19 protein-coding genes are annotated in these 20,690 nt (G+C 44.9%); 7 read left to right on the plus strand and 12 right to left on the minus strand.

Annotated elements, in window-relative coordinates; all coding sequences use genetic code 11:
- The first annotated feature begins 75 nt into the window (after positions 1-75).
- Positions 76-702 (plus strand): superoxide dismutase [Mn], encoded by a 627-nt coding sequence (gene sodA, locus XDD1_RS00360; RefSeq protein WP_045967750.1) that lies wholly within the window; start codon positions 76-78, stop codon positions 700-702.
- A 128-nt stretch (positions 703-830) separates the two neighbouring features.
- Positions 831-1,520 (plus strand): 6-hydroxyaminopurine reductase, encoded by a 690-nt coding sequence (gene yiiM / locus XDD1_RS00365; RefSeq protein WP_045967751.1) that lies wholly within the window; start codon positions 831-833, stop codon positions 1,518-1,520.
- Positions 1,521-1,556: 36 nt separating this feature from the next.
- Here yiiM and trpS read toward each other — a convergent pair whose 3' ends face one another.
- The 11 genes from trpS to pilM form a co-directional block, all read right to left on the minus strand.
- A complete protein-coding gene (trpS, locus tag XDD1_RS00370; protein ID WP_045967753.1) occupies positions 1,557-2,591 on the minus strand; it encodes a tryptophan--tRNA ligase in 1,035 nt (344 codons plus the stop codon).
- Positions 2,592-2,595: 4 nt separating this feature from the next.
- Positions 2,596-3,318, minus strand: a complete 723-nt coding sequence (locus XDD1_RS00375; RefSeq protein WP_045967755.1) for a phosphoglycolate phosphatase — start codon at positions 3,316-3,318, stop codon at positions 2,596-2,598.
- Positions 3,318-3,992, minus strand: a complete 675-nt coding sequence (rpe, locus tag XDD1_RS00380) for a ribulose-phosphate 3-epimerase (RefSeq protein ID WP_045967757.1) — start codon at positions 3,990-3,992, stop codon at positions 3,318-3,320. The genes XDD1_RS00375 and rpe overlap by 1 nt, the downstream gene beginning before the upstream one ends.
- A gap of 58 nt (positions 3,993-4,050) precedes the next feature.
- The gene (gene dam / locus XDD1_RS00385; RefSeq protein ID WP_045967760.1) at positions 4,051-4,869 is read right to left on the minus strand and encodes an adenine-specific DNA-methyltransferase; all 819 of its coding nucleotides are present in this window, start codon (positions 4,867-4,869) and stop codon (positions 4,051-4,053) included.
- 84 nt (positions 4,870-4,953) lie between these two features.
- On the minus strand, positions 4,954-5,940 hold the full coding sequence (locus XDD1_RS00390) for an SPOR domain-containing protein (RefSeq protein WP_045967762.1): 987 nt from the start codon (positions 5,938-5,940) through the stop codon (positions 4,954-4,956).
- A gap of 143 nt (positions 5,941-6,083) precedes the next feature.
- On the minus strand, positions 6,084-7,178 hold the full coding sequence (gene aroB / locus XDD1_RS00395; protein WP_045967764.1) for a 3-dehydroquinate synthase: 1,095 nt from the start codon (positions 7,176-7,178) through the stop codon (positions 6,084-6,086).
- A 45-nt stretch (positions 7,179-7,223) separates the two neighbouring features.
- Complete coding sequence (gene aroK, locus XDD1_RS00400) at positions 7,224-7,745, minus strand: shikimate kinase AroK (RefSeq protein ID WP_038237472.1); 522 nt, start codon at positions 7,743-7,745, stop codon at positions 7,224-7,226.
- Between the two features lie 447 nt (positions 7,746-8,192).
- Positions 8,193-9,296: a secretin N-terminal domain-containing protein gene (locus XDD1_RS00405; protein WP_084720893.1), complete on the minus strand. Its 1,104-nt coding sequence runs from the start codon at positions 9,294-9,296 to the stop codon at positions 8,193-8,195.
- Positions 9,293-9,922 (minus strand): hypothetical protein, encoded by a 630-nt coding sequence (locus XDD1_RS00410; RefSeq protein ID WP_045967767.1) that lies wholly within the window; start codon positions 9,920-9,922, stop codon positions 9,293-9,295. Before XDD1_RS00410 ends, XDD1_RS00405 begins: the two co-directional genes overlap by 4 nt.
- Entirely contained in the window at positions 9,912-10,463 is a 552-nt protein-coding gene (locus tag XDD1_RS00415) for a PilN domain-containing protein (protein WP_045967769.1), read from the minus strand. Before XDD1_RS00415 ends, XDD1_RS00410 begins: the two co-directional genes overlap by 11 nt.
- Positions 10,460-11,341, minus strand: coding sequence for a type IV pilus biogenesis protein PilM (pilM, locus tag XDD1_RS00420; RefSeq protein WP_045967771.1), 882 nt, complete (start codon positions 11,339-11,341; stop codon positions 10,460-10,462). Before pilM ends, XDD1_RS00415 begins: the two co-directional genes overlap by 4 nt.
- 223 nt (positions 11,342-11,564) lie before the next feature.
- Between pilM and mrcA the strand changes: the two genes are divergently transcribed.
- Complete coding sequence (mrcA, locus tag XDD1_RS00425; protein ID WP_045967773.1) at positions 11,565-14,096, plus strand: peptidoglycan glycosyltransferase/peptidoglycan DD-transpeptidase MrcA; 2,532 nt, start codon at positions 11,565-11,567, stop codon at positions 14,094-14,096.
- A 364-nt stretch (positions 14,097-14,460) separates the two neighbouring features.
- On the opposite strand, the gene nudE is transcribed toward mrcA, so the two are convergent.
- Positions 14,461-15,012 carry an ADP compounds hydrolase NudE gene (nudE, locus tag XDD1_RS00430; RefSeq protein WP_045967775.1) on the minus strand — a complete coding sequence of 184 codons (552 nt, stop codon included), beginning with the start codon at positions 15,010-15,012 and terminating at the stop codon, positions 14,461-14,463.
- Positions 15,013-15,366: 354 nt separating this feature from the next.
- Between nudE and XDD1_RS00435 the strand changes: the two genes are divergently transcribed.
- The 4 genes from XDD1_RS00435 to pckA all read left to right on the plus strand — a co-directional run bounded on the left by XDD1_RS00435 (position 15,367) and on the right by pckA (position 20,682).
- The gene (locus tag XDD1_RS00435; RefSeq protein WP_045967777.1) at positions 15,367-17,469 is read left to right on the plus strand and encodes an IgaA/UmoB family intracellular growth attenuator; all 2,103 of its coding nucleotides are present in this window, start codon (positions 15,367-15,369) and stop codon (positions 17,467-17,469) included.
- A gap of 80 nt (positions 17,470-17,549) precedes the next feature.
- Positions 17,550-17,981, plus strand: coding sequence for a ribosome-associated heat shock protein Hsp15 (hslR, locus tag XDD1_RS00440; protein WP_045967779.1), 432 nt, complete (start codon positions 17,550-17,552; stop codon positions 17,979-17,981).
- On the plus strand, positions 17,968-18,840 hold the full coding sequence (gene hslO, locus XDD1_RS00445) for an Hsp33 family molecular chaperone HslO (RefSeq protein WP_045967781.1): 873 nt from the start codon (positions 17,968-17,970) through the stop codon (positions 18,838-18,840). The genes hslR and hslO overlap by 14 nt, the downstream gene beginning before the upstream one ends.
- A 222-nt stretch (positions 18,841-19,062) precedes the next feature.
- A complete protein-coding gene (gene pckA / locus XDD1_RS00450; protein WP_045967782.1) occupies positions 19,063-20,682 on the plus strand; it encodes a phosphoenolpyruvate carboxykinase (ATP) in 1,620 nt (539 codons plus the stop codon).
- Positions 20,683-20,690: the final 8 nt, after the last annotated feature.

Below are 20,690 nucleotides of genomic sequence, written 5' to 3' on the forward strand. Positions count from 1 at the left end.
TGCTCAATTTACTATAATAATCATGCCGTTCACAAGGTGTGAGCTTTATATATTCTAAACAACTGGAGATATGATATGAGCTATTCATTGCCTTCTCTACCTTACTCTTATGATGCACTAGAGCCTCATTTCGATAAACAAACGATGGAAATTCACCATACTAAACACCATCAGACGTATGTCACTAACACGAATAGTGCTCTGGAAGCCTTCCCAGGATTAAGCAAACTTGATATTGATGATCTGATCCAGCAGCTTGATAAAATTCCAGCCGACAAACGCACTTTTGTTCGCAACAATGCGGGTGGTCACTCAAACCACAGCTTGTTTTGGAAAGGGCTAAAATTAGGCACAGTATTGGATGGTGTTTTGAAGGTCGCGATTGAGCGTGATTTTGGCAGTGTTGACAGTTTCAAAGAAAAATTTGAGCAAGCGGCAGCAACGCGCTTTGGCTCTGGCTGGGCATGGTTGGTGCTGAAAGAAGATGGCAAGCTTGCTGTTGTTTCAACCGCCAATCAGGATAGCCCGCTTATGGGTGAAGAAATCGCAGGGGCTTCTGGTTACCCGATAGTGGGTCTGGATGTCTGGGAACATGCTTATTACCTGAAATATCAGAATCGCCGTCCTGATTACATCAAAGCATTTTGGCACGTAGTCAATTGGGACGAAGCAGCAAGGCGTTACGAAGAAAAAATTAAGTAATCCATTCAATGAGTTTACGCAAGAATGCTGGTCATCGCTGTGACCAGCATTTTTATTGCGCGTAATCTTGGCTATTATGCCAAGGGAATGCTGGCTCATCTTCACCCGCTCATTGAGAGGAAACAAAAATGTATTACCCACAAGTATATCGAGGCAAAATATTATCGTCAGAAACGCTGGGTTTTAGTGCGATCAATAAGCTGGTGGTGAATGGCCGCTTACAGTTAACCTCTCTTGGGCTGGAAGGGGATGAGCAAGCGGAAACGCGTTTTCACGGTGGGCCTGATCGGGCGCTTTGCCATTATCCAAGAGAGCATTACCTATTTTGGCGGAGGCAATTCCCTGAATTGACCGAATTGTTTGCATCCCCTCTGTTTGGAGAAAATATATCCACAGAAAGTCTGACAGAAGATAATGTCTATATTGGTGATATTTTCCAATGGGATGAAGCTTTGATTCAAGTCACTCAGCCGCGTTCTCCTTGTTATAAACTCAATCTTGTTACAAATATCAGTGATTTTGCTGCGATGATGCAAAATAATGGTCGTTGTGGCTGGTTATACCGGGTTATCTCTTCTGGTTTGGTCAGTGCGGGTGAACCGATAAAATTGTTAAGCCGCAATAGTGATGTTTCGGTTAAGGAAGCCTTATCCATTGCTTTTCATAACCCCTTTGATGAAGAGCTGTATCGTCGCTTAATGGGGGCTGCTGGATTGTCTGCAAGTTGGAATCTGACAATGCAAAAAAGGATATTGTATGGAAAAATTGAAGATTTTAATCGTCGCTTATTTGGGAATAAAAATAATGCCAAAGAATAAATTAATACCCTTTGGCATTCACATAAGAATAAATAGTTATGGATGAGCGATAAACCCTACCGCTTCATAAACCTTATCCAACGTTGCCTGAGCACGAGCCTGGGCTTTAGCGGCCCCGTCTGCCATGATTTGGTTCAGTAATGCTTCATCATTACGGAAATGGTGGAAACGTTCCTGTAAGCCAGTCAGCATTTCACTTACAGCATCTGCAACAGCGCCTTTCAAATGGCCGTACATTTTACCTTCAAACTCAGCCTCTAATTCAGGGATTGTTTTACCGGTTACACCAGCAAGAATATCCAACAAATTGGAAACACCGGGTTTGTTTTCCAGATCATAACGCACGCGAGGCGGTTCATCAGAATCGGTAACTGCGCGTTTGATTTTCTTGACGACAGATTTAGGATCTTCCAACAGGGCAATCAGGTTATTGCGGTTATCATCCGATTTCGACATTTTCTTATTCGGATCTTGCAATGCCATCACGCGGGCGCCGCCTTGTGGAATGAATGATTCTGGAACAGTAAAAATATCACCGTATAAAGCGTTAAAACGCAGTGCCAAATCACGGGTCAATTCAAGATGTTGTTTCTGGTCAATGCCCACAGGGATCTGGTTGGCCTGATAAAGCAAAATGTCAGCAGCCATTAAGACCGGATAATCAAACAAACCGGCATTGATATTTTCTGCATGACGGGCTGATTTATCCTTGAACTGAGTCATACGGCTAAGTTCACCAAAGTAAGTATAGCAGTTCAGCACCCAGCTCAACTGGGCATGTTGTGGGACATGCGACTGAACGAAAATAGTGCTTTTCTTTGGATCAATGCCACAGGCAAGATAAAGTGCCAGCGTATCCAGTGTGCGGTTTTTCAGCTCATTGGGATCTTGACGCACAGTAATAGCATGCTGGTTAACGATGCAATAGATGCAATCATATTCATCTTGCATTTGAACCCACTGGCGTAACGCCCCCATATAGTTACCGATGGTTAATTCACCGGAGGGTTGTGCGCCGCTGAATACAATAGGTTTTTGGGAGTTTGGTTTCATTACCGTGGGTTCATTCATTTTATTAAGCGTCCTGTATTTTCAGAGTAGATAAGGGTTCCAAAGTGGATAGCCCAATAGTTGGGAGTAAATCCGAAAAATGGTCCAATACATAATTTGGCTGGCTCAATGCTATCGATTCTCCGTAGTTATATCCATAGGTTAAGCCAACACAAGGGCAACCCGCGGCTTGTGCCGCCAAAATATCATTACGGGAATCACCAACAAAAAGCAATTCTTCTTTATGCAGGCCAAACATCCCCATCGTTAGATAAAGTGGTGCGGGATGAGGCTTTTTCTCTTTAACATCATCACCACCCAGCACCAATGAAAAGTATTCACTGATACCCAATGATTCCAGCAATGGCGCAACAAAGGGGGTTGGTTTATTTGTCACAATCGCCATTGGCAAAGGGTATTTTGCTAGTTCTGCTAAAGTCTCTTTGACGTGAGGAAACAGTTGGCTGCCCGTGGTTACGCTAGTTTCATAATATTTATCAAACAGCTTGCGTGTTTCATTATGCAATTCGGGAGACAGTTCTGCCCCCGCCCACATTAATGCACGTTCAACCATGACATCAGCCCCATTGCCAATCCAGACAGCAACGCGTTCTTTGCCCGCAGCGGGTAAGCCTTTGGTATTCAGGGCTTGATCCAGAGCCTCAGCCAAACCTCCCGCACTATCCACCAGAGTGCCATCCAAATCAAATGCAATGGCCCGAATTCCTTTTACGACGTTATTTTTCATTATGCTGCCTTCGATAATTCGCGGCGCATCTCATCAATAACCGCTTTATAATCTGGCTGACTGAAAATAGCGGAGCCAGCAACGAACATATCCGCACCGGCCTGAGCGGCCTCGGCAATATTATTGGGCTTGATGCCGCCATCAACTTCAAGACGGATATCATAGCCGCTGTCATCAATAATTTTGCGTACTTGACGCAGTTTTTTCAGTGTTTCTGGAATAAAAGACTGGCCGCCGAAACCGGGATTGACGGACATCAACAGGATCACATCCAGTTTATCCAATACGTAATCAAGATGGCTAAGGGAGGTTGCCGGATTGAAGACCAAGCCCGCTTTACAGCCATGTTCCTTGATAAGTTGCAATGTGCGATCGAGATGTTCACTCGCTTCAGGATGGAAAGTGATGTAGGTTGCACCCGCCTTGGCAAAATCAGGAATAATGCGATCAACTGGTTTTACCATGAGGTGAACATCAATGGGCGCAGTGATGCCATAATCGCGTAGAGCCTGACAGACCATCGGGCCAATCGTCAAATTGGGCACGTAATGGTTATCCATGACATCAAAGTGCACAACATCAGCGCCAGCTGCCAAAACCTTGGCGGTATCTTCACCTAAGCGGGCAAAATCTGCGGATAGAATGGATGGGGCAATCAGAAAGTCTTTCTTCATTGTTATCTTCTCCAATTCATTGTTTTATCCCCGTTATTTCAGGGGCCAGAAACCTCAATCACTTCTGGCAGTATAACGCCAAAAGCTCATCAACTTTACTTCGGGCAAGAATATTTCTACTTATTGTCCGGCGGGCCTTAACAATGTAAAGGGAAGCCTGATAGTACCATTCCCGTGTCATTGGCGTGTCATGGTTGGAGATGAGCACTGGAATACCTTTTTGCGACGAGAGATGATAGGCGATATTCGCCAGATTTTCCTGATCGAGAAGGTTAAAACTATTTGTATGGTAGGCGGTAAAATTAGCCGTGGCCGAAAGTGGGGCATACGGGGGATCACAATAAACCACCGAACCCTTTGAGGCATTGTTCAATGCGATTTCGTAATGCTGGCAGATAAAAGTGGCTTTTTTGGACTTTTCTGCAAACCAGTAAAGTTCATCTTGAGGAAAATAAGGTTTTTTATAACGCCCGAAAGGAACGTTAAACTCACCGCGTGAATTATAGCGACAAAGGCCGTTATAGCAGTGACGGTTCAGGTAAAGAAACAGCATACTGCGACGAAAGGGATCTTTGCTTTTGTTGAACTCTTCCCTCAGGCGATAGAAGTTTTCGGCAGTGTTGAACTCCGGTGAGAATAATGGACGGACATGCGTAATAAATTCATCCGCCCGAGATTTTACGGCATTGTACAGATTGATCAGATCGTTATTGATATCTGACAAAATGTAAGAATCATAATCGGTATTGAGAAATACCGAGCCTGCGCCAACAAATGGCTCAATCAAGCAATCACCCTCTGGCAGATGACGTTTAATATCATCTACCAAGGGATATTTTCCACCGGCCCATTTTAAGAAAGCGCGTTTTTTTTTCATGCCGTCAAATAGTTATTCAATAATTTCAGAGCCGCAGATTGTACTCTGTTTAGGACAGCATATCAGCGCCTAATCAAAATAGTTTTATTTTTTCAGATCTTGCTGAACTTGTTGTAGTTTTCTGACCCAAGGTTTTTTGGCCTGAACGTCTGCCGGCAGTGAGGAAATGGCCCTTTTAGCATCAGAAACAGAACTGTAATTACCGTGGATCAAGATAAACCAAGGTTTACTATCGCGTTTGGTTTCATAAACCTTGTAATTAGCAAGGTTATTTTTTTTCGCGAAAGCGGTTAAGGTATCAGAACGGCTGGCACTACTCAATTGTAGTGTGAATCGATTTGCAGATGCTTTCAGCAGATCACCACCAGTATCAGCGGTACTCTTTCTATCGGTATGACGACTATTCGTTGTGTTGGTCGTTGTTTTGGCGTGATTATCTTCTCTGACCTGATGCTCTGTTTTGGGTTTTTCTATTTTCGGTGGTGCAACTTTTGCTGGTGCAACCTGCTCTGGTTTGTTGTGTTCGGCAGGTGGTGTTGCCGCCGGTTCAGTGGGTTTAACCTGTGGTTGCGCCAGATTGTTTTGCACTGAATGATTAATCTGACTTTGCTGTTGATTCAAAGCATCAGTAATATCGCCGGGTAACTCTATGCGCTGGTTATAGCCGCCTGTTCCGGTTGCAGGAGGAAGATCTTTGCTTGGGGTGCTGCTAATGGGTGGCGGACTGATTTCACGAGGAGCGCCATGCGTTGTCGGTTCTGACGGTTTTTCTTGTTCACCGTCAGAGGGATTGGAAGAAAGTGAAGCAGAGCCAGACAGGTCGATACTCTTTTCTGCTGCATTTGAAGATTGCTGTTTTTCATGCTCAGTGGGCGATTTTAATGCGGAACTGATAGCAATAATTAGAAGCAAAAGCACCAGAATGCCAACACCGATCATCATTTGCTGGCGGGAGATGGCGAATTTAGATTGATTGAAGGGACTTCTGGAGCGCTGAGGGCTGCGATCAGAAGTATCCGGCTTTAATTCATTTTCTGTTTTTTGTTTGTTTTCTGATTTTAATTCGTCCATATACCCTCCCGACAGAGCAACTCAACAGAGATAGAACTGCCAATTGTTATTTAAGCGGTTTGGCAGTCTGACCTAACTAAAACCGATAATGTTTTATTTAATAATGTCGCTATTTTATAGCATAACAGATAGAAAATAATTCATCATATTGATGTCTGACATAGACGGATGGCATCCAATATCACTTCTTTCCCGATATCAGAACGAAGTTTTGCTTCCCCGATCGCGGTCGGCAGAACCAGATGCAGTTTTCCGGCCGATACTTTTTTGTCACGCATCATATGAGGTAAATAGACATCGGGGGACATGGATTCAGGGCCATTAACCGGTAATTTTGCCCGCTCCAACAAGCGGATGATACGTTGGGTATCCTGTTTTGAGAATGTACCGACCCGTTCAGATACCCTGGCTGCCATCACCATACCCGCAGCAACCGCTTGGCCATGCAGCCAGACGCCATAACCCATTTCAGCCTCAATCGCATGCCCAAAGGTATGACCGAGGTTTAACAGCGCACGCATCCCACTGCGCTCTTGCTCATCAGCCGCGACAACCAACGCCTTAAGTTCGCAGCAACGACGGATGCAATAGGCCATGGCTTGGCTGTCGAGGGCCAGTAATTTCTCAATATTTTCCTCAAGCCAGTGAAAGAACTCGCCATCCAGAATAATGCCGTATTTAATGACTTCAGCCAGACCTGAATACAACTCTTGAACCGGTAATGTTTTCAGACAATTGAGATCGACAACAACTGAGGCAGGCTGGTAGAAAGCGCCTATCATGTTTTTGCCGAGAGGGTGGTTGACCCCTGTTTTTCCACCGACGGAAGAGTCAACCTGAGAAAGCAGTGTGGTGGGTACTTGGATGAAACGAACGCCGCGTTGATAGCTAGCCGCGGCAAACCCCGTCATATCACCGATTACACCACCACCAAGGGCGATAAGTGTTGTGTCACGACCATGATTATTTTCCAACAAGGCGGAAAAAATGTCATTGAGCACGAAAAGTGATTTGTGCTGTTCACCGTCAGGTAAGATAACTTCATTTACCCGAAGATCCATTCTCTGCAATGTGGATTTCACCTGTTCAAGATACAGGGGAGCAAGCGTTTCATTGGTCACTATCATAACCTGTTGACCGGCTTGCAGGGGCTTGAATGCCTCACTGTCAGAAAATAGCCCTTCGGCTATGGTAATTGGATAGCTTCTTTCACCTAACGTAACAGTCACTTGTTCCATATCAGCTTTCGCCTTATCGTTTGCCGCTGTGCGGACGCGATATAATCAGTTTTTTTCCAGTAGTTCAATGATTTGGTTAGCGACGACTTTGGCGCTTTGCTCATCCGTGCGAATAGTCACGTCAGCAATTTCCTCATAAAGAGGATTGCGCTCATCAGCCAAGTTTTCTAAAACTTCTCGTGCTGGTGCATCAACTTGAAGTAAAGGGCGTTTTTTATCGCGCTGGGTACGAGCTAACTGTTTTTCGATGGTTGTTTCTAAATAGACGACCACACCACGGGCAGACAGGCGATTGCGGGTTTCTTTCGACTTAACAGAACCCCCTCCGGTAGCCAATACGATGCCTTGTTTTTCAGTCAGTTCGTTAATTATTTTTTCTTCGCGGTCGCGGAAGCCTTCTTCGCCTTCCACATCAAATACCCAGCCCACGTCAGCTCCGGTACGTCGCTCAATTTCTTGATCAGAGTCGTAAAACTCCATATTGAGTTGCTGAGCTAACTGACGACCAATAGTGCTTTTGCCGGCACCCATAGGCCCAACCAGAAAGATATTGCGTTTCTCTGCCATGTTTTTGGTATTACTAAGACTGTTTGTTAATGATAACCCGCCCCGCCAATCAGATTAGCCACGGGACCTAAACTGAAACCTCATGAGTGAGAATGTGAGATCAGATGGGAAAATTATCTCAGCACATCAGCCTGTATTGCAACTATATAAATTTCGCACGAACTTGAATCACTGGGTTTATGCTTTTGCTGACCGATTGAGAACCTATTGTATTTATCTTCCATCTTTCAAATCGCTGTTGTGCTGCAATTTGCAATCTATTGGATATAGGCTCCTGCTTGTGATGTTAGATCTGCTCACTCAATTAGGTAATCCTTGTATGCTAAATTGCTCTCAGCGTCAAATCCATAAACAGGCCAGACCAAGAAAAACAGTGGGTGATCTGGCAGAAAAAATACAATTATCGTTAATAATATTTTGATTTTTATGTGATATTTTTTGTTTTGATTAAATATCAGTCAGTTGAGGTGTAATAAAAATTACGAGTTCCCTTCGGCTATGTTGCTCTCCTTTTTGGTTAAATAATGATCCCAACAGGGGAAGGTCTGACAGGTAAGGAACTTTTTGTAAACTTGAGGTTTTTTTCTGTTGGAAGATCCCGCCAAGGATCAGCGTTTCCCCGTTTCTAATCGTCACTTGGGTGATGATCTCTTGTTTATCGATGGCCAGATTTTCATTTCCGCCTTGGTTGATGGGAAAACCGGGGGCATTCTGACTGATTTTCAGCGCAAGCCGGATTTTCCCCTGCCGCAAAATATGAGGGGTGACTTCCATACCCAATACCGCCTCTTTAAATTGAACGGTGGTTTTGTCTTTGTCCTGAACAATATAAGGAATATCAGAACCTTGCTTGATACTGGCTGTCTGTTGGTGTGAGGCGGTTAGCCGTGGGCTGGCAATAATATCGAGCTGGCTTTCCTGTTCCAATGCACTGAGTTCCAGTTCCAGCAAGTTTGCATGAATGCGGGCGGTATTCAGTACCAACTTGTGGCGCTGGTTACCGGCAGGTTGATGTAGATTCAAGCGGTTTAATCCTAGAGCTTGATTATGTGGGTCAGCGTTCACTCCCCAGTGAATCCCCAATTCATGCAGGGCTTCCTTACTGCTGGTCACGATATGAGCCGTAATCTGCACTTGTTGCTGCGGAGTATCAACTTCTTTCAGCCAGTTTTTGATCCGGGTAATGGCATCAAATTTATCTTCCAAGATCAGGCTGTTGGTCAAGGGATCGTGTTCAACTTTTCCCCATTTTGTCAGTAGTGCGGGACGATTTTTCTGTAATTGTTCGGCTATTTGCCCTGCATCGGCATATTGCAGGGTCATTGCCTGATATTCGATCTCTGGTTCTGGCTCATTTTGCTCTGTGGGAGAAAATTCCGTTGCGTATTCTACCGGGTCTTTGGGAGGCTGGAACGGATCTCTTATCGGCATGTCGAAATTGGGTTCTTCTTCGGTAATAGCTTTTTCGGTAAACGTTTCTCCGGCAAAACCCAATAGAGGTAATAAAAACAGTAAGAGACAGCTTAGGAGAATCAAAGGATGGCGGTTCATGATTTCTCCTTATCGGCAGGATCAGGCAGTGAAATATTGGGTAAGGTGGTATCTGACAAAGCGACATCTGAAAAAACCATGCGAACCGTCAGATTGCCGTCGGCAGGTGTATCAACAGGCGTAATCGCGATGTGCTTAATCAGTAACGGGGGTTGCAGTTTCTGAATTTCACGCAAGAAATGGAGAAATTGGCCATAATTGAGTGACAGTCGGATATGCCAGAAAACTTGTTCGTTTTCTTTATGGCTTTTCCACTCCATGAGCTGACTGCCAGAGCGGATCAGTGGCATATGCAGGCGTTTGAGTATTGGCGTATTTTGCGCAGGAATATTGTCTGAGGAGGTATTCCTGAGTGACAGGTCACTGTTTTGAGCAAGGTTTGCGGCCATGCGCCGAATCTGCTGCTGAGTTTCAAGCAGGGATGGCAGTTCAGCAAGCTTTTGTTGAAATAGTATCGTGTTGTGTTGTTGCTGCTTAATATTGCTCTGGAGGGCATGGATTTCATGCCGATTTTTCTGCCAAACCAAAAAGTAGAATCCCAACAGCAGTAAAATGATGAGTAATTGCTGCAAGGTAAGCTGTTGCCAGACCGGCCGATAAAACCATTCAAGGTAATTATTTCTCATCTGGCTCTCCCATCAACCAATTGGCATCAATGGTAAAAACCTTGAAATGATCTTCCGTCGTGATCATTTTTTTCAGTTGCACATTGATAAGCGAAGTGTCGTCAGTCAGGCTATCCAACAAATCTGAGATATCCGTATAGTCCTGACTGCGGGCAGTAAAAATTAATTGCCCACTGTCGTCACTAAATGCAGTCAGCCAACTGTTCTCAGGTAACAAATGGGGAAGTTGACGAAATAGCTGTAAATAGCGTTGATTCTGTTCCATGAATATGCGTTTTTTCCGTAATTGTTGTGACAATTGATGATGTTGTTGCACCGCTTGGTCTGCTGTTCTGATTGCTTGTTGTAATTGAGCCGATTGGTGAGTGATCTCCGTTAATTGTCCGCGATATTGTCTAATCTGGTTGGTTTGTAGCGTGGAAATAAATACCAATACTGTTGCCCACAATATCAGTTGTAAGCAAAGCAGTGCTCCCCATATTCGAGACCGGCGTTTCAGCTTTTTCTGCCGCCAAGGTAAGAAGTTGACCTGATACATCATTGATCACTCGGCCTGAGCGCTAAACCTGCGGCAATGATAAACGCATTCATTTTGTCTGGTAGCGGAGGATGATAATGGCGAAACGCCATCAAGAGTTGCCAGCTATTAGCCGATTCTGTTGATACGGATGTTAATGTCGGTGTTGATGTTGTTTTTACTGATATCGCTTTGATTGATGTCGGTTGCGCTTCGTCACTGTAATAAAGGGTATAACCTTCTGTTTCTGGGGTTATGGGGAGTTGATTGATGACCTGAACCAGATGGCGATCCGGTTGTGCCGCTATCAAACCATAGCTGAAAGGTCGGTCGGCAGGGGCGACCCATAGCCAGTCTGTCATACGTTTGTGAACTAACCAACTGTCGTCAGGTACGCCCGCCAGTTTGGCGGCATAACGCAGTGCACAAGGTGCAATATCAATAGCATCAAGGGATAAATTGATCTCTGAGAACAGGTTCAGCCAGAGATTGAGGTCTTTTTGACGGGTTGCGCTGATGCAAATCTGCTGACCATGCACACGATAATCCAGCGCCAGATCGCTGACAGGAAATTGTTTTCCAGCACTGGCATGTACAAACCAGCCAAGTTCCGGTTCCTGCAAGGCAGTTTGACCAGGTAAGGCAATTTGTTTCTGCAAAGTTTGTTGAACAGGCAGGGCGAATCTTAGATTAAGATTCTTGGGTAATATTTTTCGCCATTGGATTAAAATGTGAAGTAATTTTTCAGGATCTTGTAACCGTCCTCCTGAAATAGTCTCGCTGGATAAGCGATATTGCCAGCAATGCCGAAGTTGCCAACCGTCACGGCGTTTAATAGCGGCAAGGGCGCGAATGTCATGATCTTGGACATCCAGTCCGATATACCATTTAGGTGGATACATGTAGCGATCTCCTTATCTACTGTCAATTCAACAAAAACATCAAGTTAACGAAAATCGAATGAAACGTTGTTATACATGAATGGGGTATTGGTAAAGGTGATATCTATCGTGCTGTATAGCCCTTATACTAATCCCTTTATACTAAGCCTTTTACACCAAGCCTTTTATACTACGTACTGATCGTTTATAAACTGCCCGATTAACATGGCGTGAGAAATTTCAGGTGAAGTTCATAAAGTATTTTTTGATCCTTATTGTTGTTTGCATTTTATTGGGAACCGCCTCGATTTTTGGTTTGTACAAATATATTGAGCCACAGCTTCCCGATGTTGCGACCTTAAAGGATGTCCGACTCCAAACACCGATGCAGGTGTTCAGTGCTGATGGCGAATTAATCGCCCAATATGGAGAAAAACGTCGTTTACCCTTAACCTTGTCAGAAATACCGCCTCTCATGGTGAAAGCCTTTATTGCCACGGAAGATAGCCGTTTTTATGAACATCACGGTGTTGATCCCATCGGGGTTATCCGTGCGGTTTCAGTGGTAATAACCTCTGGTCATGCTTCTCAGGGGGCAAGTACCATTACTCAGCAGCTTGCGAGAAACTTTTTTCTCAGCCGAGAGAAAACATTGGTACGTAAAGCGAAAGAGGCATTTCTGGCGATTAAGATCGAGCAATTGTTAACTAAGGATGAAATCCTTGAGTTATATCTCAACAAGATCTATCTCGGTTATCGTGCTTACGGGGTTGGCGCGGCGGCTCATGTCTATTTTGGCAAGAACGTCAATGAGTTGACATTGAGTGAGATGGCGATGATTGCCGGTTTACCAAAAGCGCCTTCAACGTTTAACCCGCTTTATTCCTATGACAGAGCGGTCAGCCGCCGCAATGTGGTGCTGGGGCGGATGTTGGAAGAAGGATATATCACCCGGCGTCAGTATGATGAAGCCAGAGAAGAAAAACTGGTTTCCCGTTACCACGCGCCACAAATTGTTTTCTCTGCGCCTTATCTGACGGAAATGGCTCGTCAGGAAATGATTAATCGTTATGGTGAAAATGCCTATACAGATGGTTATAAAGTCTATACCACTATCACACGCAAAACTCAGTTGGCGGCGGTTGATGCGGTTCGTGCCAATGTGATTGACTATGATGTGCGTCACGGTTATCGCGGCCCTCAGGAAGTGTTATGGAAAGCGAATCAGCTAGCATGGAGCCAGGCGCAGATTATCGATAAGCTGAAAACCTTGCCCAAATATGGTCCTCTGGTGCCGGCGATTGTGACGAAATCCAGCGCTAACCAAGCGCAAGTTGTGCTGGTGGATGGCAGTCACGTTGAGTTGACGATGGCCGGCGTTCGTTGGGCGCGCCCATTTAAAACCGACAGCCTGCAAGGGGCGGCACCCCGTAGTGTCGATGAAGTCATTCGGGCAGGCGAACAAATTTGGATCAGAAAAGTCAATGAGACTTGGTGGCTGGCCCAACTTCCCGAAGTTAATGCGGCACTGGTTTCTCTCAATCCGATCAATGGTGCGATAGAAGCATTGGTCGGTGGATTTGATTTTGAACTGAGTAAATTTAACCGGGTGACGCAATCACTGCGTCAGGTCGGTTCCAATATCAAGCCATTCCTGTATACCGCCGCCATGGACAAGGGGCTGACGTTGGCCTCGTTACTGAATGATGCGCCAATCAGCCGTTGGGATGCCGGTGCCGGAACGGATTGGCGACCGAAAAACTCACCACCGACTTACGATGGGCCCATTCGCTTGCGTCAAGGGTTGGGGCAATCTAAAAACGTTGTGATGGTGCGAGCCATGCGTGCGATGGGGGTTGATTACGCCGCAGATTACTTGAAGCGTTTTGGTTTGCCGGGTGAAAACGTGGTGCGCACAGAATCTCTGGCGCTGGGATCGCCTTCATTTACTCCGTTACAGTTAGTACGCGGCTATGCAGTGATGGCAAACGGGGGTTATTTGGTTGATCCTTACTTCATCAGCAAAATTGAAAATGATGCAGGGAAAGTGCTGTTTGAAGCGAAACCTAAAATTGCTTGTCCACAATGTGAAAACATTCCGGTGATTTATGGTGAAACAGCACGTTCTATCGAATTGTCTGAAGATTCCATTGAGAACGTGGCTCATTCTGACGTAGTGCAAAATATGGCCTTGCCGCCGCAACCGGAATTAGAGAGCGTATCGGGAAATGTTAATGCGCAAGACCAACAGTATGCGCCTCACGTTATCAGTACACCGTTGGCGTTCCTTATCCATGATGCCTTGAATACCAATGTCTTTGGTGAACCGGGTTGGATGGGGACAGGCTGGCGCGCTGCCCGTGATTTGAAGCGCCGTGATATTGGCGGCAAAACCGGGACAACCAACAGCTCAAAAGATGCGTGGTTCTCCGGTTATGGCCCGGATATAGTGGCAACGGCCTGGATTGGTTTCGATGAGCACAGCAGAAGTTTGGGGCGCACTCCGGTATTAAAAGGTGAAGGGGGAGCGAAAACGGCTCAACCCATTTGGGATGATTTTATGAAAGCCGCGCTGGAAGGGGTTCCTGTGAAAATAATGGAACCCCCTGCCGGCATTGTTTCTGTCACGATTGATCGGGCAACGGGCAAGTTATCTAACGGTGGTAGCAATACCCGCAAAGAGTATTTCATTGATGGTACTCAGCCGACGGAGTATGCCGTACCCGATGTGGGGACGACAGTCACTGAGAATGGGGAAAGCCATGAGTTATTCTGATTGATTTTCCCGTCGTAAATATCACTAACTAAAATGAAAGATAAAAAGACCTTGTCGGGAAATCGGCAAGGTCTTTTGTTATCACTATTCTTTTGTTATTACTATGATGAAAGTTTATTTAACAAAAAGATATGATGATACGAATTAATTTTAAGAATATAGTTAAAGGGTTTATTTATTATTTTTAATAAACAAAATTATTTTTCATCAATATCATTAAAATTATTACACGCATAAATGTAAACCTTACTCTATTTGCGTGTTTATTGTTGACCGCTGTATTTCACTTAAAACAGGTATAAAATGGGTATTGTAATACCTATTTTATACCGTTTTTAAAGAATGAACGGATTAGTGTTTCCCATTATTTCTTTGCTTGCAGATATCGCTGGGCAAAAAATAGCGCACTGACATTTCTGGCTTCGTTGAAATCGGGATGCTCCAACAATGACATCATGTCAGAGATAGGCCATCGTTTCTGCACAAGCGGTTCAGGTTCATCCCCTTCCAGGCATTCCGGATAAAGGTCATGAGCAATCATGATATTCATTTTGCTGGAAAAATAGGACGGTGCCATCGTCAATGTCGTCAACAGCGCCAATTTTCCTGCACCGAAACCAATTTCTTCCTTCAATTCGCGATTAGCGGCGTCAAAAACACTCTCCCCAGCATCAATGGCACCTTTGGGAAAACCTAATTCGTATTGTTCAATGCCAACCGCATATTCATGAATAAGCACTAATTCATCCCCGATAATTGGAATAATTAAAACTGCTTCACGATTTGCCGGTTTCATTCGTTCATAAACGCGTTTTACACCATTGCTGAACTCAAGATCAACAGATTGAATATTGAATAAGCGTGAGCGGGAAACGTCATTTATATTCAGTATCTTAGGTTTTTTTAGATCAATCATGCTTGCCCCTGATGGTTGTCATGTGCCGGATAATTGAAAACAATAATCCGGCCAGTCACTTAAATACTACTGTATCTTTTAAGTGTTATAACGAAATGGATACGCATCCATGCTTTGCTTTAATATGGCTGATTATGTTAGTAAATGATAGCGATTATCGCTTGAATGTATTTTTGTTGCTATCTTACCCTTGCAAAAAGACTTTATTTTATGGAAAGGTATGAGAAAAATTATATAACCTTTTGTAAATAAAATTAAAATAGAAGGCAAGAATAGGAATAGCCTGATTCTGTGTGTTTCATGAGATTGTTATTCTGCTGATCTCGGTACTGCTGGCGTGAGCATGGGGAAAAAATGAGCTCATTGGTCATTATATTGGCTATTTTTATCATTAGCCTGATTATAATGGCTTCCTTTCTGATTTTCAGATGGAAGCGGCTTGATAACGCGCGTTATCTGCAATCGATAACTAAAACAGCCTGCCGCAAACTGAATACCGATGAATATCAAGCCATAGAATCTTATTTGCACAATACCCGTCTTCTGATGAAGCCGAATAGCAGTCACAGGGCTGATTATTCGGTGCTACCTGTTAAACAGGGGAATGTCTATACCATCACTCATCCTATTACCCGTTTTTCTTCCGCAATGGATGGGGTGCACCATTGGCGCTATTATCTTGGTGAAACGGAAATACATTTGCCCGTGTTGCTTGAGCCATTTATTAAGCAGCAGAATACGATTGAGATTGTTCAAACCGTATCAATGCCGCTGGTTATCGCGGTTAACGGCCACTTTCTGCAAGATTATCAGCAAGATTTGCCCATCACGAGAGTTGCGGCAAAAACCGAGCAGGCTTCCATTCAAAAAAATGGCAATTCGAGCGCTAACTTACTGCATGTCCGTAAGGAAACATTAGAAGAATATCGCCTGCGGAAATCAACGGGCATGCAGGAAAGTATTTTGATGTGTTTGGGTTTATCGTTGTGGTTTGCGGCTCTTTTCGTGCCCATTCCGATGTTACCGTGGTTAATGCTGGCGGCGTTTCTGTTTATTATGGGGAGTTTCTGGCTGCATGTTCGGTTGCCACCTGGGCGAAAACTAGCCAATATCCATTGCTTTAACGGCATTCCCAAACGTTGGGGCGTATTTAGCGAGTTTGAGCCAGAGCAAAAAAAGAATATCTCTCTGGGCGGTATTGATCTGGTTTATCCCGTACATTGGGAGCCTTATATTTCCCATTATCTTGATCAGAATACCGATATCGACATATACACTAACTGCCATGTTGTACGGCAGGGGCGCTATCTCTCTTTGCATGAAGAAGAGAAACACCATCCTTATCAGCGTAGCAGAAAGAATGTGATACTGCTGATCTTCTCTGTACTTGCCATGCTGTTGCTTTATTTTTACCAGCCAGTGAACTTATCCATACGGCTGAGTTTTGCTTGGTTATATGGCAGTAATACCAAGGTTATTACCAGTTTCAATGATCTAAAAAATATGCCGTTGAAGGAAGGGGATGTGTTAAAGGTCAAAGGATTAGGGATGTGCTATGTTCCCCCTAATCTCCTGCCCAAAGCCAACATTACCATATTCGCGCCATTTGATTGTGTGGGTATCTACTGGAATAGTGAAATTCCATTGCCTATGCTGGAGTCTGAAGTTGTCGAAAATGCGACCTCATTGCTTAAAACTGTTGGTGAGCAATTACATCCCGTTGAACGTAAAATTAATCCTAGCTTGAATGACGCGATTGCTAAATCGGGTATGACTCTGCTCGATAATTTTTCACAAATCATCTTGAAAACCCAAAAATTGTGCCAGAAAGATGCGGATTGTGATCGCTTGAAAAATGCGTTGGTCAATTTGGGTAATGCCAAAAACTGGGACAAGTTGTTGAAAGATGCAGAGAGCGGAAAGCTGGATGGGGCGAAAGTGTTGTTGCGTTCTATCAGTGTTGATGCGTTGGAAAAGTTGGTTGATATCACGACGGCATCATTTATTTATCGGGAGATCGATAGGATGGTCATTCTGATAAACAGTCCCTCCCCAGGGGGAGTTTTATTGCTGAGTGATGAGGGGAAAGCATTAGTTGAATACCCGATGCGGACACAATACATCTATGAGCACTCTGCTTTAGAGCGATGGCGGGAATTACAGGGGCTTTTAGAACTGTTGATGAAGACCCCCTTTGAAACCGAAGGGATTGTGACAAAATTGTCAGAAGATCCCAATGGGACTCGTCATATTATGTTGCACCGTGAGCCAGATACTACATCTGTCATTCGTTATCTGGGAAGCTGTCTGCTGGGGGCAATCTTGTTGGCCATGTCGATCATCAACACCGTATTGGTTATCAAGAAAAAGCAGAGGAACCAGCGGCGTCTTCAACATATCACGCAATACTACGATAATTGTTTCAATTCGCCTTCACCGCCGATGGATTGGCGATGACTTAACGGGCTGTGTTACCCTCTGCCCGTTTTTGGTCAGCACCGATTAAGCATGTGAATGAGATCATCGGGAGAGTATTCATGCAGAATTCAGACACTGATCAGGCTGTCCGCCTTGATAAATGGTTGTGGGCTGCCCGTTTTTATAAAACCCGTTCCATTGCGCGTGAAATGATTGAAGGGGGAAAAGTCCATTATAATGGGCAGCGAAGTAAGCCGAGTAAGCTGGTTGAGTTGGATGCAAAGATCAAACTGCGTCAGGGTGATGATGAAAAAACGGTAACCGTCTTGGCATTGAGCAGTCACAGACGGAGCGCTACCGAAGCCCAGCAACTTTATCAGGAGACAGCAGAAAGTATTATCAATCGGGAAAAAATGGCATTGGCGCGTAAAATGAATGCGCTCACCATGCCGCATCCCAACCGCCGTCCAGATAAAAAAGAACGGCGTACATTAATAAAATTCAAGAACACAAAATTAAATGAGCCGGAAGAGACTTATGACCAGACATGACCAATTACACCGCTTTTTATTTGAAAGCCATTCTGTCAGGGGGGAACTCGTTTCCGTCAGTGAAACTTACCAACGGATGCTGGAAAATCATCATTTTCCTCAACCTGTGCAGCAACTACTGGGTGAATTGTTGGTCGCAACCAGCCTGTTGACCGCCACATTGAAATTCAATGGCGATATTACGGTACAGATTCAGGGTGACGGGCCGGTCAAACTGGCGGTGATTAATGGCAATAACCTGCAACAGATGCGTGGAACGGCTCGCATTGATGGTGAAGTGAGTGCCGAAAGCAGCCTGCATGACATGGTTGGCAAGGGTTATATGGTCATCACCGTGACACCCACAGAAGGTGAGCGTTATCAGGGCGTAGTGGCGCTGGAAGGGAATACCTTGGCAGAATGCCTGGATGCGTATTTCAAACAGTCAGAACAATTGCCCACCCGCCTGTTTATTCGTACCGGGATGCAGGATGGAAAAATGGCAGCGGGCGGCATGTTATTGCAGATCTTGCCGGGAGCGCAGGAAAGCAGTGAAGATATGCTTGACCATCTGGTGCAACTGACCGCAACCATTAAGGGAGAAGAGCTGTTTACGCTGGATGCGAAAGAAGTTCTGCGTCGCCTTTATCATGAAGAAGATGTCACGCTGTATGAACCTCAGCAAGTCGAATTCCGTTGCACTTGCTCCCATCAACGCTGTGCTGACACGCTGGTGACGTTACCGGAAGCCGATATTCAGGACATTTTGCATAACGATGGCAAAATCGACATGGAATGCGAATTCTGTGGTATGCACTATATTTTTAACGAGAAAGATATCAGTGAAATAAAGGCGGCAAAAAAAGAGCAGTTGCACTGATTAGGCGGCTGCGTTGCTTATAGGGTTGCACTAATTGTTAATTCATCGGGCGTGACATACGCCCTTTTTACGCTGAATTATTCCCTTATTTCGTGTTCTGTGTCTCATATAAACTTAAAAAAAGTAATGTAATTTCAATTTTTTGATAACAATCGCTGTTAATTAGTCATAATTATTTATTATCCCCCGCAGAGAGAAAGTATAACTGACCAGGAGCAACAAATGAGTGTTACAGGCATTACTGAGCAGGAACTTGCGGTTTATGGTATTCGCGGTGTGAGTGAAGTTGTTTATAACCCAAGTTATGAACTGTTATTCTCTGAAGAAACTCAATCCTCACTACAAGGCTATGAGCGTGGTACATTGACTGACCTTGGTGCTGTCTCTGTCGATACGGGGATTTTCACGGGGCGCTCCCCGAAAGATAAATACATTGTCCGCGATGATGTTACCCGCGATACCGTATGGTGGGCGGATCAGGGCAAAGGCAAGAACGACAATAAACCGCTTAGTCAGGAAACCTGGTCTCATCTTAAGGGCTTGGTAACTCAGCAGCTTTCAGGCAAACGTTTGTTTGTCCTTGATGCTTTCTGTGGCGCCAATGCGGATACCCGCCTGAAAGTGCGTTTTATTACGGAAGTGGCGTGGCAGGCACATTTTGTAAAAAATATGTTTATCCGCCCGTCAGACGAAGAATTAGTTGGCTTCACGCCGGATTTTATTGTGATGAACGGGGCCAAATGCACGAACCCACAATGGAAAGAGCAAGGGTTGAATTCTGAAAACTTTGTGGCTTTTAACCTGACCGAGCGTATGCAGTTGATCGGAGGGACTTGGTACGGTGGTGAAATGAAAAAAGGCATGTTCTCAATGATGAACTACCTGTTGCCACTGAAAGGAATTGCTTCCATGCACTGTTCCGCCAACGTGGGTGAAAAGGGCGATGTTGCGATTTTCTTCGGTCTTTCCGGAACCGGGAAAACCACGCTTTCCACTGATCCGAAACGTAAGTTGATCGGTGATGACGAACATGGCTGGGACGATGACGGCGTGTTTAACTTTGAAGGCGGTTGCTACGCGAAAACCATCAATCTGTCCAAAGAGGCGGAGCCGGATATCTACCACGCCATTCGCCGTGATGCGCTGTTGGAGAACGTCACGGTACTGGCGGATGGTACCGTTGATTTCAATGATGGCTCCAAAACAGAAAATACCCGTGTTTCTTATCCGATTTACCACATCGAAAACATCGTTAAACCGGTCTCCAAAGCCGGGCACGCGACTAAAGTCATTTTCCTGACTGCCGATGCTTTCGGCGTCCTGCCACCGGTTTCCCGTTTAACCCCGGAACAGACCCAATATCATTTCCTGTCTGGCTTCACGGCAAAATTGGCGGGCACTGAGCGTGGTGTCACAGAACCCACACCTACATTCTCTGCTTGCTTCGGGGCGGCATTCTTGTCACTGCATCCGACCCAATATGCGCAAGTGCTGGTTAAACGCATGCAGTCATCGGGGGCGAAAGCTTATCTGGTCAATACGGGCTGGAATGGCACAGGCAAACGTATCTCCATCAAAGATACCCGTGCCATTATCGATGCGATCCTTAATGGTGACATTGAAGATGCGGATACCATTCAACTGCCGATTTTTGATCTGGCCGTACCGACCACCTTGCCGGGCGTAGAGACGAACATTTTAGACCCACGCAATACCTATGCCGATAAATCCGCATGGGATGTGAAAGCAAAAGATCTGGCACAGCGCTTTATTGATAACTTCGATAAATATACGGATACCGCAGCGGGCGCGGCATTGGTGAAAGCAGGGCCTAAACTGTAGTTAAGTTT

Origin of the sequence: Xenorhabdus doucetiae, from assembly GCF_000968195.1 — a bacterium.
GTDB lineage: Bacteria > Pseudomonadota > Gammaproteobacteria > Enterobacterales > Enterobacteriaceae > Xenorhabdus > Xenorhabdus doucetiae.

Coding starts and splice junctions, on each gene's coding strand:
- sodA (WP_045967750.1), top strand. CDS start 76: ATGAGCTATTCATTGCCTTCTCTACCTTACTCTTATGATGCACTAGAG.
- yiiM (WP_045967751.1), top strand. CDS start 831: ATGTATTACCCACAAGTATATCGAGGCAAAATATTATCGTCAGAAACG.
- trpS (WP_045967753.1), bottom strand. CDS start 2,591: ATGAATGAACCCACGGTAATGAAACCAAACTCCCAAAAACCTATTGTA.
- XDD1_RS00375 (WP_045967755.1), bottom strand. CDS start 3,318: ATGAAAAATAACGTCGTAAAAGGAATTCGGGCCATTGCATTTGATTTG.
- rpe (WP_045967757.1), bottom strand. CDS start 3,992: ATGAAGAAAGACTTTCTGATTGCCCCATCCATTCTATCCGCAGATTTT.
- dam (WP_045967760.1), bottom strand. CDS start 4,869: ATGAAAAAAAAACGCGCTTTCTTAAAATGGGCCGGTGGAAAATATCCC.
- XDD1_RS00390 (WP_045967762.1), bottom strand. CDS start 5,940: ATGGACGAATTAAAATCAGAAAACAAACAAAAAACAGAAAATGAATTA.
- aroB (WP_045967764.1), bottom strand. CDS start 7,178: ATGGAACAAGTGACTGTTACGTTAGGTGAAAGAAGCTATCCAATTACC.
- aroK (WP_038237472.1), bottom strand. CDS start 7,745: ATGGCAGAGAAACGCAATATCTTTCTGGTTGGGCCTATGGGTGCCGGC.
- XDD1_RS00405 (WP_084720893.1), bottom strand. CDS start 9,296: ATGAACCGCCATCCTTTGATTCTCCTAAGCTGTCTCTTACTGTTTTTA.
- XDD1_RS00410 (WP_045967767.1), bottom strand. CDS start 9,922: ATGAGAAATAATTACCTTGAATGGTTTTATCGGCCGGTCTGGCAACAG.
- XDD1_RS00415 (WP_045967769.1), bottom strand. CDS start 10,463: ATGATGTATCAGGTCAACTTCTTACCTTGGCGGCAGAAAAAGCTGAAA.
- pilM (WP_045967771.1), bottom strand. CDS start 11,341: ATGTATCCACCTAAATGGTATATCGGACTGGATGTCCAAGATCATGAC.
- nudE (WP_045967775.1), bottom strand. CDS start 15,012: ATGATTGATCTAAAAAAACCTAAGATACTGAATATAAATGACGTTTCC.
- XDD1_RS00435 (WP_045967777.1), top strand. CDS start 15,367: ATGAGCTCATTGGTCATTATATTGGCTATTTTTATCATTAGCCTGATT.
- hslR (WP_045967779.1), top strand. CDS start 17,550: ATGCAGAATTCAGACACTGATCAGGCTGTCCGCCTTGATAAATGGTTG.
- hslO (WP_045967781.1), top strand. CDS start 17,968: ATGACCAGACATGACCAATTACACCGCTTTTTATTTGAAAGCCATTCT.
- pckA (WP_045967782.1), top strand. CDS start 19,063: ATGAGTGTTACAGGCATTACTGAGCAGGAACTTGCGGTTTATGGTATT.